The organism is Paenarthrobacter sp. GQ52, from assembly GCF_059759005.1.
The window spans coordinates 89,570-102,200 of the sequence record NZ_JCAXEJ010000004.1 but is presented as its reverse complement, the minus strand read 5'-3'; the positions used below and the strand labels follow the sequence as shown (position 1 = coordinate 102,200).

Below are 12,631 nucleotides of genomic sequence, written 5' to 3'. Positions count from 1 at the left end.
CCTTGGGTGTTGGCAGTTAGGAGTTCTTCTTGAAGCGGTCGTAGGCCGCCTGGTAGACCTCGATCATCTTGTCGACTCCCACGTTCTTGAGCTGGGTGACGTAACCGTCCCATTCCTGCTCGATGCCGCCGGAGACGATCCACTTCGCGGTGTTTTGCTTGACCAGCGAGGTGACGTCGGCCTGAATGGTACCGATCTGCTGCAGCTCTTCGTTGGACAATGCAACGGGCGGGTAGCCGTCGTTACCTGCGAAGGGCTTGTAGTTTTCAGTGACCGTCTTTTGGCGGGCCGCGGCGCGTGGTTCGGGCGCGACGACGGAGGTGAAGTTCTCGGCGGTGTTTGCCTTCGGTCCGCCCGGGGCGACCTTTTGGCGGCGTTCGCCTTCGCTGGTTCCGGCGGGCGCCGGGATTTGGGTCAGGATGCCGCTGGAGTCCTTCTGGAGGGTCTCACCAATGGGTCCCCAGTTGGCCTGGGCGGACTGGATGGGATCGTACAGGTTGTCGGCCCAGCGCATGGTGGCTGCCGGGTATTTGTTGGCCCGGGTGATGGCGAATGCGCCGCGTGCGATTTCCTGGTTGTTGGACTGGCTGGCGATTCGCTTGCCGTCGACGCCCTCAAGGACGGGCACCAAGGCGTAGTCGCCGGCGCGGTCCGCTCCAACCATTTCAGGAATTTCCCACCAGACAAATGAGCCGAGGTTTTCCGTGGCTGCCTTGCCCTTGGCCAAATAGGCTTTGTCGTCCTGGGAGAAGGACTCAGGATCGATCAGGCCCTCCTTGTACCACTCGTGCAGGGTTTGGATGGCCTTCTTGTAGCCATCCTGGGTGGCCGTGAAGATGACTTTGTCGTCCTGGACGATGCGGTGGTCCATGTTGTCCGGGGTTCCGCCGAGGGCAGCGATCAGGTCCACGATGTCGCCGCACCACGAGCCGGGCATGAAGCTCAGGGGGATGGTTTTGCCTGTGCCGGAGGCGTCCTGGGCTTTGAAAGCCACCAAGGCGTCGTGGAACTCATCGATGGTCTTGGGCATGGGGATGTTGAGCTTCTTGAGCCAGGAGGTGTTGATGGCCAGTTCATTGGGGAACTGCACCAGGCCGAGCTCTTCCACGGACGGCAGGGAGTAGATGTGTCCGTCCGAAGAGGTGATCGCCGCCTTGATGTCGGGGCGTTCGGAGAGGAGTTTGGACAGGTTCGGCGCGTTTTTCTCGATCAGTCCTTCCAGCGGGATCAATGTGCCGCTGGCGGAGTATGTGGCGATCTCGGCGTCCGTCAAACCTGTGTTGAAGAACGCGTCCGGCAGGTCGCCACTGGCCAGGATCAGGTTCTTCTTTTCCTGGAAGACCGTCTCGGGAAGGTTTTCCCACTCGATGTGGACGTTGGTGGCCTTTTCCCATTCCTTGACTACGGTCATCGTGTTGTAGTCCGGAGCCAGGGCCGCCTTCGTCCCGGAGAACTTCAAGGTCAGCTGCTTGCTGACAATGGGGAAGCCTTTTTCCTGGAAGCCGAAGTCTGCGGAGGCATCTTTGATCTCCGTGGTGCCCGAGTTGGAGCCCGAGCAGGCGGTGAACGTCAACGTTCCGGCCAGCACGGCGCCAAGGACGGCGAGTTTGCGGCTGATTGCCATGGTCATTCCTGTTCTGAGGTGTTTTGGATGAAGTCCGGAGGCCGAATGCCTTGGACCGTTTCTTAGAGGTGGGCGATTATTTGACGGCGCCGATCATGGCGCCCTTGGTGAAGTGCTTCTGCATGAATGGCAGGGCAATCATGAGTGGCAGGCTCGAGACGACGATCATGGCGTACTTGGTGAGCTCTGCGATCCTTTGCGCTGCCGCATAGGATTCGATGTCCCCGCCGGTTGTTCCGGTGGAGGAGACGTCTGACTGGATCAGGATGTTCCGCAGCACAAGCTGCAGCGGGTACTTGGTGTCGTCGTTGAGGAAGATCAAGGCGTCGAAGAACGAGTTCCAATGGGCCACCACGTGCACCATGATCATCAGCATGATCAATGGCTTGGATAGTGGCAGGACCATGTTGAAGAAGAACTTGAAGTCCGTTGCCCCGTCCATCTGGGCAGCCTCGCGCAGTTCGTTCGGGATGGTGTGCTCAAAGAATGACCTGGCGATGATCAAGTTCCAGACGCCCACGGCTCCCGGCAGAACCACCGCCCAAATGGTGTCCAGCATTCCCAGGTCCCGGACCACCAGATACTTGGTGATGAGTCCGCCGTCGAAGAACATGGTGATCACGAACAGGAGCATCAGGATCTTGCGGCCCGGCATGTCCTTCCTGGACAGCGCGTAAGCCCCGCACAGGATGGTGGTAACGCTGATGGCGGTTCCCAGCACGGTGTACAGGAGGGTGTTGCCGAGGCCGTTCCATATCCTGCTGTCAGCGAAGATCCGTTCGTAGCCTTCGGTGGTAACACCGGATGGGAACAGCCAGACCTTCCCCTCATAGACAGCATTGGGGTCGCTGATGGAGGCGATGACAATGAAGTAGAGGGGGTAGACCACGGCAAGGATGGACAACAGCAGCACTGCCGTCGCGGCGACGTTGAAGACGCGATCGCCGTATTTGTCGCGCAGCGTCTGCTTGCGGCGCCCCGGGTTGGGAGCGCGGTTGGCCTGGCGGATGGTTGAGGGTTCGGTTGTCAGGGACATTTCGGCATCACCACAGGGTCGCTTGGTTGGCCCGACGCGCGATCGTGTTGAAGACGAGCAACAGCGCAAGGTTGAGGAGGGAGTTGAAGAGGCCAATGGCGGCCGAGTAGCTGAACTGCGCTTGCTGCAAACCAGCGTGGTAGACGTAGGTCTGGATGATCTCTGATGTGGACAGGTTCAACGGTGTCTGCATCAGCAATGCCTTTTCGAAGCCCACGTTCAGCAGGTTGCCGATAGCCAGGATGAAAAGGATGGTCACCACCGGCATGATGCCCGGCAGGTCGATGTGGCGGATGCGCTGGAGCTTTGACGCACCATCCACCTTCGCGGCGTCGTGAAGTGCGGGGTCGATAGCGGCCAAAGCTGCGAGGTAAACGATCATGGAGAACCCCGCGTTCTGCCAGACATCCGAGATGACGTACACCGGCCGGAACCACTCAGCCGAGCCCATGAAGAAGATCGGCTCGCCTCCGGTGAGTTGGATGGCGTTGTTTACCAGCCCTGACCGCGGCGACAGGATCACGAACATGATTCCCACCACCACAACCGTGGAAATGAAGGCCGGTGAGTAGAGCACCGTTTGGGTGAACTTTTTGAACCTCTCGCTCTGGAGCTGGTTGACCAGCAGAGCCAGAATGATGGGGATCGGAAAGGCCACCAGAAGGCCCAGAACCGCAATCCAGAGAGTGTTTCCCACCACCTGGCCGAACTGGTAAGAGTTCACGAACCGGACGAAGTGGTCCAGCCCCACCCAGGGGCTGTCCGTGAAGCCGTCCACCGGGTTGTAATTCTTGAAAGCAATCTGCACGCCATACATCGGCCAGTATTTGAAAACCAGGATGTACACAAGAGCAGGTGCTAGTAATACGTATAACTGCCAGGCCCGAAAAATGCGGCGGAGGCGGAGCGAAGCAGAAATTTTTCGTTGCGGAACTTGCGGCACCGGTGCCGCAGACGGACGCCCGCGTTTCGCCGGCATAGTGCGGCTCATGGCATCTCCTTAGGGTGTGTAACTGACTTTCGTTCAACAAGGGGGCATTCCATGAGCTCCACCCGACCATCGGGTTCGGCACCTTGGAGGATCAGGTCAACTGCACGCCTACCCATGGCAACAAAGGGCAGCTCAAAGGTTGTCAGCCCCGGACGAAGATGGGGCGCAACGATGGCCTGGTTATCAAAACCCACAATCGACACGTCGTGGGGAATCGAAAGCCGAAGATCAGCCACAGCCTGATAGGCGCCCCACGCTGTGCGGTCGTTGGCGCAGAAGATCGCCGTAGGTCGCTTTGGGGCGGTCATCAGCTCCATTGCATACTTGTAGCCGTCATCCTCGCCACCCCTACCGAAACGCACCAAGGCCGGATCTACGTCCAATCCCCTTTCTTCAAGAGCGCCCCTGAAGCCCTCGTAGCGACCCACTGCGGCCGGGAGCCCACTTTCGAGCAATTCGATGTTGATCATCCCAATACGGGTATGCCCGGCATCGATCAAGTGACATGTAGCTGAATAGCCGCCGCTCACCTCATTGGGCGCCACGCTGGGAAGGTGACCGTCCCGGTCCTGGGAATTCAGCACCACCGAGGGGACACCGGCCAGGGCTTTGGGCACCTCCAGCAGCCGGTGGTACATGGAGCCATAAACGATGCCTGCCACATTGTAGGAAAGCATGGCATCCAGGGAGGCGGCTTCAAGCTCCTTGTCCCCGCCGGTATTCATGGTCACCAGGAGGAGCCCATCCTCCCAAGCGCGCTCTTGCGCGCCTTCGATGATCGCCCCGGCAAACGGGGAGGTCGCCACGGAGTCGCCGATGAAACCAACCATGCCGGCAAGTCCATCGCGAAGCATCTTTGCGTGGGCATTCGTGCGGTAACCAAGTTGCGCGACGGCATCTTTGACCTTGCGTCGGGTCTCGTCGGAAAACCGCGACCCGCCCGCTGAGTTCAGCACCAGGGAGACAGTGGCTTGCGAAACACCGGCAGCAGCAGCAACGTCGTGCATGGTCGGCTTGGAATGCGGCTTCGACTTAGCCATGGGGCACCTCCTTGGGCCGTTCCAACATACGGGTTATTCGTATTAGTTATTCGTATAACGCGCCTAAATGTATCCCGCGTCACGTTGGAGTGTCAAGGGTTAGGAAGCACCCGCTCTGCCGAGGTGACAGTTCATACCCATGTCTGCGAGCAGGATTGGTATTAACTGCCACCTCGGCGGAACCGATTAGGCGAACTTGGCCAAGGGGTTCGCCAAGCGGCCCGCCATCTGGAGCCCGCCGGAGGGATCAGAGATGTCGAGCATTTGCTGGTTGTTCCGGAGCTGCAGGCGGTTGAGGCAGGAAAGCTCGAAGTCCGGAGCAAAGAGATCGTGCATGGCGAACTGTTCTGCAAGCTCCGGGTGGCGCTGCTGATATTCCCGCAACACTGCGGCCGCAGTTCCCCAGAACTCGTCCTCGCGCAGCGTCCCGTCCTCCACAAGGATGGCTCCGAGGAAGCGGAAGATGCAGTCGAACACGTCCGTGAAGATGGCCAGGACCATTTCCTCGGCAGGGATCTCAGCCTTGACGCGGGAGACCTCCTCCGGGAGTTCCAGCCGGTCCCCCATGACCACGATTTCCTCGGCGATGTCCTTCATGATCGCCCGGACGGGCACACCGTTTTCGAGGATCAGGATGACGTTCTCGCCGTGCGGCATGAAAGCGAGCTCGTACTGGTAGAGGCAATGGACCAGCGGCACGAGGTAGGCCTCGAAGTAGCGGCCAAGCCACTCGGTGGGTGCCAGGCCGGAGCGCTGAATCAGGGTAGACACCACCGACTCTCCGGAGGAGTCCACATGCAGCAAAGACGCCATGGTGGCCAGCTGCTGCCCGTCCTTGAGCAACGGCAACGGACTTTCCCTCCACAGGGCCGAGAGCATCTTCCGATAAGGGGACCCCTTGGCCGAAGCAGCCTCGTAGTAGTGGTTGTGGTAGCCGATGGCCGCGGTTTCACGGATCATGGCCAGGCCCCGGTCCTGGAGCTCCCGGTCATTGCCGATCAATTCCTGCAACCAGTCGTTGATAGCTGGCGTTGCCTTCATGTACTGCGGAGAAAGACCACGCATGAAGCCCATGTTCAGCACAGACATGGCCGTCTTGACGTAGGCCTTTTCCGGGTAGTCGGTGTTGAAGAAAGTACGGATGGACTGCTGCGCTTGGTACGAATCTTCACCGGTGCCAAGGTTCACGATGTGGCGTTGGGCGATTTCTGCCGCGAACGTCACCGTGAGCTTGTTGTCCCACTGCCACGGATGGACGGGCATGAGGAGGTAGTCCTCCGGATCCAGGCCGGATGCGGACAGTTCCGCGTTGAACCACGCAAGAGTCGCGGGCCCAAGTTCGGCCTCGAAGTGCGTCCGGTAATCCAGCCCCGCGCTGGAGGTGAATACCGCCTTGCTGCGATGCACGGCGATCCACTGCAGCTTTATGGCTGCGCCGGTTTCCGGTGCAAATGCATGGTAGTCGGCGATCCCGAACCCAAGCCGGCCGTTGTTGGCCACGAAGCACGGGTGGCCCTCGGTCATGCTGTGCTCAATGGCTTGGAAGTCAGCGGCGCGGTCAGTGCCACCGGTGATGCCCGCAGCCAATTGGGCCGAGCTAAACGGCTTGCCCTGCTTATAGGCGTGGCTGGCCAGCGTGCTGCTGATTTCCTCGAGGTACACAGGCAGCATTTCCTGGCGGATTGCCAGTGCCTCATGGAACTCGGCAATGAAGTCCAAGGCATCCACAGGGAGCTCTTCACCGTCCCGCATCCGAACGATGGATTCCGCGGATACGGACCAGTGTTCCAGTTGCAGCAACCGGGCGCGGAAGCGGTATTCAGTAGCAGCGTCATCGCTCACTACCTTGTACAGACTGACGCCGGCTTCCTCCACGCGGATCACTTCCGGCACCAGGATGCGCTCGTGTGAGAACTCAGCGATCGCTTTGCGGACCAAGTGCCGGTTGGCGATGGCCCAGCGCTCGGGGGTCAGGTGCGATACGGAATCAACGGCGGTGATAGTCGCGTTGTCGGCAGTTGTGGTCACAGGGATTCTCCTCTGGTCGCCGCGGCAGGCGCGGCCAGAATTGGGGTCAGGGTCGCCAGGAAATCCTCGCGGGTGCAGAAGCTGAGCAGCCCCTGCTTGTGGTCTTCGGCAGGGTCGACGGCGGGAAGGGTCACCACGCCGTGCGGCCGGAAGCCCACTTTCTCGTTCAGGACATGGATCTTGTGGTTGCGGGCGTCAGGCTCGACGACGACACGCCGGGTTGCCGGGTCATCGAAGAGTTCCGTCATGACGGACTGCATGACGGCGGTGGTGAAACCAGGCTGCGGCTCCCCGTTGGGCGGCGCCACCAGAAGGTGCATGCCGACGTCACCGCGTTGGACCTCGTAAACGTCCGCCAACGGCGATGACTCCGGTCGGTACCGCTCCATCAGGAAGGCGGGGACTCCGTCGTCGAGCCCCAGGAACGCTTGGTGATGGCCGGACTCAGCGATCCTCGAGTACTCCTCCACAACGTCCTGCCCGGTGGCCGAAACCATGCCCCAGAACCGCGCATATTCTTGGCTGACCCAGCTGTGGAGGAGGGGTGCGTCCGCTAAGGGATCAACGGGCCGGAACGTGAAGCTCATACGGTGGCTCCAGCGGTTTCGGGGACGGCAACAGTCACGGGAGCCGGAGCGCCGAACTGCTGGAACGCGATGCTGCGCTCGATCGGGTAGACCTCACGGCCGGTGATTTCACGCAGGATGCAGGAGTTCCGGTAGGCGGCCATGCCGAGGTCCGGGGTGACGAAGCCGTGCGTGTGCAGCTCAGCGTTCTGGACGAAGATTTCGCCGGGTTCAACGCCGGTTCCGTAATTGCGCTCGACGTCGAAGCGGCCCTTGGCGTCACGACGGATCCGATCCTGGATGCCTGCCAGGAAGGCGGGCTCCTTGTACGTGTAGCCGGTGGCGAGGACCACGGCTTCGGATTCCAAGGAGTAGCCCTGCCCGTGTTCCTCGTGGTGCAACCGGAGTGTATGGGTGCCGGTGGTGGCATCCCACTCTGCAGCGGCGAGGGAGGAGTGCGTGTGCAGTTGGGTGTCCACCATTCCGGAGAGGCTCTTGGTGTAAAGGAGATCGTAGATGTCGTCGATCAGGTCCGAGTTGATGCCCTTGTACAGGTTCTTCTGGCTCTTGATCAGCGAATCACGCTGCTCGCCCGGGAGCGAGTGGAAGTAGTCAACGTACTCCGGCGAGGTCATCTCCAGAGTGAGCTTGGTGTACTCAAGCGGGAAGAAACGGCCCGAACGAGTGACCCAGTTGAGCTGGTAACCGTAGACATCGATTTCCTGCAGCAACTCGTAGTAAAGTTCCGCGGCACTCTGGCCGCTGCCCACGATGGTAATGCTGCGCTTGGACTGCAGCTCACTCTTCCTCGACAGGTAATCGGCATTGTGGAGGACAAGTCCACCGGCGTCCACTATTCCTGCACAGGAGTCCGGGACATACGGAGAAGTCCCGGTGCCCAGGACCAGCTTGCGGGCGCGAAGCACCTCAGCACCCTCCGGCCCCTGTACCGAAAGGCGGTACACACCGTCGTATGTCACATCCAGCACATCCGTGCTAAAACGCACGGACTCAAGCTGTCCGGCCACCCACTGGCAATACTGGTTGTACTCGGCACGCAGCGGGTAGAAGTTCTCGCGGATATAGAAACGGTACAAGCGCCCGGTCTGCTTCAGGAAGTTCAAGAACGAGAACGGCGACGTCGGGTCGGCGAGCGTTACGAGGTCCGCCATGAACGGGACCTGCAGGTGCGCCGGCTCCAACATCATGCCGGGGTGCCAGTCGAAGGACTCGCGGCGGTCCAGGAAAACGCAGTCGAGGTTTTCCACGGGCTCGCTCAGCGCGGCCAAGCCCAGGTTGAAAGGCCCGACGCCGATGCCTGCGACGTCGTAAATCTTGCCGTTGTCTTGGGTGCTCACGCTGCGGCCTCCGTGGTGTTCGCCAACAGGTTGTCGCCCGTCCGGCGGATAAGTTCGATGATTTCCTGGATGTCCCTCAGGCTCGCCTCGGCGTTGAGGAGGGTGAATTTGAGGTAGTGGCGGCCAGCCACTTTGGTGCCGGCAACAACGGCCTGGCCGGAAGCGAAGATCGCGGCGCGGATAGCCGGGTTGAGAACGTCTGCAGCATCTTCATCGAGGGCTGCGCCGTCAACCACTGGGCGGTAGCGGAAAACCAAGGTGCTCAGCTGGGGTGGGGCAGCGAGCTCGAACTCAGCGTCATCAGCCAGCAAGGTTCCCACCCGGGCGGCGAGGTCGATCGCTTCGTCAAAGAGTGCGCCGATGGCGTCTGCACCCATGATGCGGAGGGTCAGCCACAGCTTCAGGGCATCGAAGCGGCGGGTGGTCTGGATGCTCTTATCCACCTGGTTGGGGATCTCTGCCTTTGCCGCGCTCTCCGGGTTCAGGTAGTCCGCGTAGTAGGTGACATGCCCCATCATGGAGCCGTTGCGGACCAGGACTGCGCTGGAGCTGACGGGCTGGAAGAAGGTCTTGTGGAAGTCCACTGTGACGGAATCCGCCAGGTGGATCCCGTCCAGGAGGTGACGGTGCCTGCCGGAAACGATGAGCCCTCCACCGTAGGCGCCGTCCACGTGCAGCCACGAATCGTAGGCGCGAACCAACGCTGCCATTTCGGACAATGGGTCAACCGAACCGAAGTCCGTTGTCCCGGCGGTGGCCACAACCGCCATCGGCACCAGTCCGGCGTCGTGAGCTTCCGCCAAAGCAGCCGCGAGGGCGGTGGGGTCCATGCGGTGGTCCTCGGTGGTGGGCACTGCGACGACGGCATCGAAGCCCAGGCCCAGCATTGAAGCGGACTTCTGGATGCTGAAGTGGCTGTCCACGGACGTGAAGATCCGGAGGCGGTCAAGCAGGTGCGGCAGGCGCGCGTCCCCATTCGCGGCCCGCAGCTTGGCTACGGCATGATTCCGGGCGATCAGCAGAGCCTGGAAGTTGGACTGGCTGCCACCGGACGTGAATACGCCATCGGCGTCTTCCGTGAAGCCGATGCGTTCCGCCGTCCAATCGATAAGGCGGCGCTCGATCATGGTGGCACCGGCGCTCTGGTCCCAAGTGTCCATGGAGGAGTTCACCGCCGAGAGCACTGCTTCACCTACCAGGGCCGGAATGACAACCGGGCAGTTGAGGTGCGCCGCGTAGCGGGAATCGTGGAAGTAGATGGCGTCCTTGAGGTAGAGCTCATCGAGCTCTTCCAACGCCGCAGTCGTGTCCGGAAGCGGGCGTTCAAGATCCACCGCACCAACCTTGGCCTTCAGTTCGGCATGCCCGACGCCGGTGAACGGCTGGGCTGTCCGCTGGACTTTGGTTGAGACCGCATTGACCCCCTGGAGAACCTGAGCGACGTAACTGGGTGAATTTCGTGCGTTGAACAGCTGGTTTGTGGCAGCGAGGGCCAGTTCCACTTTGGAGCCAAAATCCTGCTCCTGAGCGATCCGCTCTTCGACACTAGGTGACGTCACGTCAGCTTCCTTCCATTGCGTTGGGGCGCTTGTTAGCAAGGTAAGCCTTACTTAGGTAATCCTTTCCGTCAAACTTTTGTGATGTATTTCGCCGAGAAGGCGGTTTCTCGTGGCTGCGCCGCGCGGATATACGTCATTGACTTTTCTTCGGGACCGCTTTGGGTGCAAAATATGGCACTCTTTTCGGGACCGAAGGCTTCGCTGGGCCGTGTGTGCACGACCTGCTGTCTTCCGGTCTCCAGGGGGTAGAGTGCTAGGACTATCCGCTGCCCACGGTTGGGGGACCACATGAAGGACCACGCCCACGAGCGAATCGGCTTCCGCGAAATCGACGAGCATGGCAACACCCAGCCCGCCGTCAGCCCCCACGTGCCGGAGACCGCGGGCCCGGAACGCAAGCGGGTCCAGCTCAACCCATTCATCATTGCCTTGTGGGCCCTGGACGCCGGTTTGGCATGGTTTGGACTATGGGCCCTAACGACGGCGGCCAGCGCGATAGTGAGCACTGCGCAAGCTCAGTCCGCCGAATCAGCCCAGACAGCCCAAATAAACTTCATCATGCTCTCCAACGCACCCTATGCAATCCTGGCTGCGTTGCTGATCACTGCCGCCTTGCTCTTGTGGCATGCAGTGCAATGGCAAAGAAAGCGGACCCTGCTTCCCTAGCGAACCGGTTTCCCCAGGGAAGGGAACGGCAAGTTACTCGTTCTCGGGTTCGCCCACGGGCTTTTCCGCGGGCCAGTCGACGTCCTGCTCGTAGCCCTCGTGCTTCGTCAGGTACGCGGCGATGTACGGGCAATGCGGGATGATGCGCTTTCCGGAGGCCACCACGTCATCCAACGCAAAGTGCGCCAGTACTTTTGCGAGGCCTTGGCCGTTGAACCCGGGTTTCGTTTCAGTGTGAATGAAATCAATATGACCGGGCTTGTCCATGAACTGGGAGACCACGGCCAGCTCACCGTCCACGTGCAGCTCATAGCGGTGAAATTTGTCGTTGCGCACCGTGGTGACGCCAGCTCGGAACGACTCTGCCAGTGAATCCGTGTACTCGGTCATGTTTCGAGATTGGCACGTAAATCCGGCTCTGGCAACGTGCGCCACCGCCCCCCGCGGAATTCCGCGCCTTCCTGCGTGGGCCGCGTCAGCACCGGCGTCGGAACCCTGCCAAGCAAGAGGACCGAAAGGGCAAAGCACGCCGCTCCCCCACCCAACAGGGCAAGGGTCAATCCGTTGAAGGCGGCGTCCGCCAGCGGGACCAAAACCACGACGGCGGCGGTCACCACAGCGGTACGTGACGGTCCCCGCGCATGGCTGGCCGCCGTCGGACGGTTCTCCAAACGACCAAAAAGCCACACCACCGGGACCAGCAGAGTCAGCACAGCGAAGAAGACCGGAATCCGCGCCCACCACCACTCTGCAGTCCCTGCGAATGGCTGGGGCACATCGGTGAGCAACAGCAACCCGGACATGCCCACCAGCAGTGGAAGGTGCCACAGATAGACGGTCATGGAACGCCGCCCCGTTACAGCTATGACTACCTGGACCCATCGGAGGTCCGCGATCCACCGAATGCCCTTGTGGAGCAGTTGAAGCGTCGCCACCTGGGAAATGCCCAAGAGAAGCAGGCAAAAATTGGGCGGATTCAGGTTTACCACCATGTTCCCCGGATACACGGCCACGCCGGTCACCAATCCCAGCAGAAGGTTGCTGGAAACCACGGCACCAAGAAGCCAGCTGCGACTACGTTTCTCGAAGAAGCCATCGGCCATGAGGAATCCCAGTTGCTGGACAGCGCACCATACGAAGATCATGTTTGCAAACGCCACGACGGGAACAGCGCCGCGGAGGGAATCCACCGTGATGATCAGTGCCACCAGCACAGCGAAAGTCAGCAGAGGCACGCGTTCGTGAAGCCGGGCCATGAGCGGGATGCTGAGTTGGGCCGTGAGGTAGGCCGCCAGGAACCACAGGGGCATCGCGGCCCCGGCAGTCATTAACTGGATGACTGCCGGGTGGACACCAAGCAGCAGCGCGACCCATAGCCCTCCCCACATGACGGCCAGCACAGCCATGGCCGGGCGGACCAGTCGCAGGAGCCGTAACTGGGCGAAGTCGAACCCGTTGCCGCCGTGCGCTTTCAGGCGCCGCCACGATTGCAGCCCGGTCACGCCGCCCAGGACGAAGAACAGGGGCACAATCATGAGCCCCCATGCCACAGGGGTGAACCAGCTTTGCTCCATAAGCACGTTCAGGGTAGTGACAGTGCCATCCTTGTGCAGGACAGGGCTGACCATCATGCAGTGCGCCGCGACGACCAGGAGCAGGCAGGTGAAGCGGACAAGGTCGATCGCCGGGTCCCGTTGCACAGCCCTTTCCTGGCTGGCGGGAGGATGCGCGTCCATCTCCATGGTTCTCCCTACAATGGCACG

The 12,631-nt window shown here is 60.9% G+C and carries 11 protein-coding genes; 1 reads left to right on the top strand and 10 read right to left on the bottom strand.

The features are described 5' to 3' along the window. Positions 1-16: 16 nt before the first annotated feature. The 8 genes from AC6CH8_RS07550 to AC6CH8_RS07515 form a co-directional block, all read right to left on the bottom strand. On the bottom strand, positions 17-1,624 hold the full coding sequence (locus AC6CH8_RS07550) for an ABC transporter substrate-binding protein (protein WP_498189710.1): 1,608 nt from the start codon (positions 1,622-1,624) through the stop codon (positions 17-19). A 76-nt stretch (positions 1,625-1,700) separates the two neighbouring features. After that, positions 1,701-2,660, bottom strand: coding sequence for a carbohydrate ABC transporter permease (locus AC6CH8_RS07545; RefSeq protein WP_498189709.1), 960 nt, complete (start codon positions 2,658-2,660; stop codon positions 1,701-1,703). Between the two features lie 7 nt (positions 2,661-2,667). Next, positions 2,668-3,651, bottom strand: coding sequence for an ABC transporter permease (locus AC6CH8_RS07540; RefSeq protein ID WP_256870471.1), 984 nt, complete (start codon positions 3,649-3,651; stop codon positions 2,668-2,670). Beyond that, positions 3,648-4,691 carry a LacI family DNA-binding transcriptional regulator gene (locus AC6CH8_RS07535; RefSeq protein WP_498189706.1) on the bottom strand — a complete coding sequence of 348 codons (1,044 nt, stop codon included), beginning with the start codon at positions 4,689-4,691 and terminating at the stop codon, positions 3,648-3,650. Before AC6CH8_RS07535 ends, AC6CH8_RS07540 begins: the two co-directional genes overlap by 4 nt. A 186-nt stretch (positions 4,692-4,877) precedes the next feature. Further along, entirely contained in the window at positions 4,878-6,719 is a 1,842-nt protein-coding gene (locus AC6CH8_RS07530; protein WP_498189705.1) for an IucA/IucC family protein, read from the bottom strand. Continuing rightward, positions 6,716-7,306, bottom strand: a complete 591-nt coding sequence (locus AC6CH8_RS07525; protein WP_454809141.1) for a GNAT family N-acetyltransferase — start codon at positions 7,304-7,306, stop codon at positions 6,716-6,718. The genes AC6CH8_RS07530 and AC6CH8_RS07525 overlap by 4 nt, the downstream gene beginning before the upstream one ends. Next, entirely contained in the window at positions 7,303-8,643 is a 1,341-nt protein-coding gene (locus AC6CH8_RS07520) for a lysine N(6)-hydroxylase/L-ornithine N(5)-oxygenase family protein (RefSeq protein ID WP_498189703.1), read from the bottom strand. The genes AC6CH8_RS07525 and AC6CH8_RS07520 overlap by 4 nt, the downstream gene beginning before the upstream one ends. Beyond that, positions 8,640-10,202, bottom strand: a complete 1,563-nt coding sequence (locus tag AC6CH8_RS07515) for a pyridoxal phosphate-dependent decarboxylase family protein (protein ID WP_498189701.1) — start codon at positions 10,200-10,202, stop codon at positions 8,640-8,642. The genes AC6CH8_RS07520 and AC6CH8_RS07515 overlap by 4 nt, the downstream gene beginning before the upstream one ends. 288 nt (positions 10,203-10,490) lie before the next feature. On the opposite strand from AC6CH8_RS07515, the gene AC6CH8_RS07510 reads away from it, so the two are divergent. Continuing rightward, a complete protein-coding gene (locus AC6CH8_RS07510) occupies positions 10,491-10,868 on the top strand; it encodes a hypothetical protein (RefSeq protein WP_474660104.1) in 378 nt (125 codons plus the stop codon). Positions 10,869-10,901: 33 nt separating this feature from the next. Here AC6CH8_RS07510 and AC6CH8_RS07505 read toward each other — a convergent pair whose 3' ends face one another. Together AC6CH8_RS07505 and AC6CH8_RS07500 are read right to left on the bottom strand one after the other, a co-directional pair. Further along, a complete protein-coding gene (locus tag AC6CH8_RS07505; protein WP_476113546.1) occupies positions 10,902-11,258 on the bottom strand; it encodes a GNAT family N-acetyltransferase in 357 nt (118 codons plus the stop codon). Further along, on the bottom strand, positions 11,255-12,610 hold the full coding sequence (locus AC6CH8_RS07500) for an acyltransferase family protein (protein ID WP_498189698.1): 1,356 nt from the start codon (positions 12,608-12,610) through the stop codon (positions 11,255-11,257). The genes AC6CH8_RS07505 and AC6CH8_RS07500 overlap by 4 nt, the downstream gene beginning before the upstream one ends. Between the last annotated feature and the right edge of the window lie 21 nt (positions 12,611-12,631).

Coding starts and splice junctions, on each gene's coding strand:
- AC6CH8_RS07535 (WP_498189706.1), bottom strand. CDS start 4,691: ATGGCTAAGTCGAAGCCGCATTCCAAGCCGACCATGCACGACGTTGCT.
- AC6CH8_RS07540 (WP_256870471.1), bottom strand. CDS start 3,651: ATGAGCCGCACTATGCCGGCGAAACGCGGGCGTCCGTCTGCGGCACCG.
- AC6CH8_RS07505 (WP_476113546.1), bottom strand. CDS start 11,258: ATGACCGAGTACACGGATTCACTGGCAGAGTCGTTCCGAGCTGGCGTC.
- AC6CH8_RS07500 (WP_498189698.1), bottom strand. CDS start 12,610: ATGGAGATGGACGCGCATCCTCCCGCCAGCCAGGAAAGGGCTGTGCAA.
- AC6CH8_RS07545 (WP_498189709.1), bottom strand. CDS start 2,660: ATGTCCCTGACAACCGAACCCTCAACCATCCGCCAGGCCAACCGCGCT.
- AC6CH8_RS07550 (WP_498189710.1), bottom strand. CDS start 1,624: ATGGCAATCAGCCGCAAACTCGCCGTCCTTGGCGCCGTGCTGGCCGGA.
- AC6CH8_RS07510 (WP_474660104.1), top strand. CDS start 10,491: ATGAAGGACCACGCCCACGAGCGAATCGGCTTCCGCGAAATCGACGAG.
- AC6CH8_RS07525 (WP_454809141.1), bottom strand. CDS start 7,306: ATGAGCTTCACGTTCCGGCCCGTTGATCCCTTAGCGGACGCACCCCTC.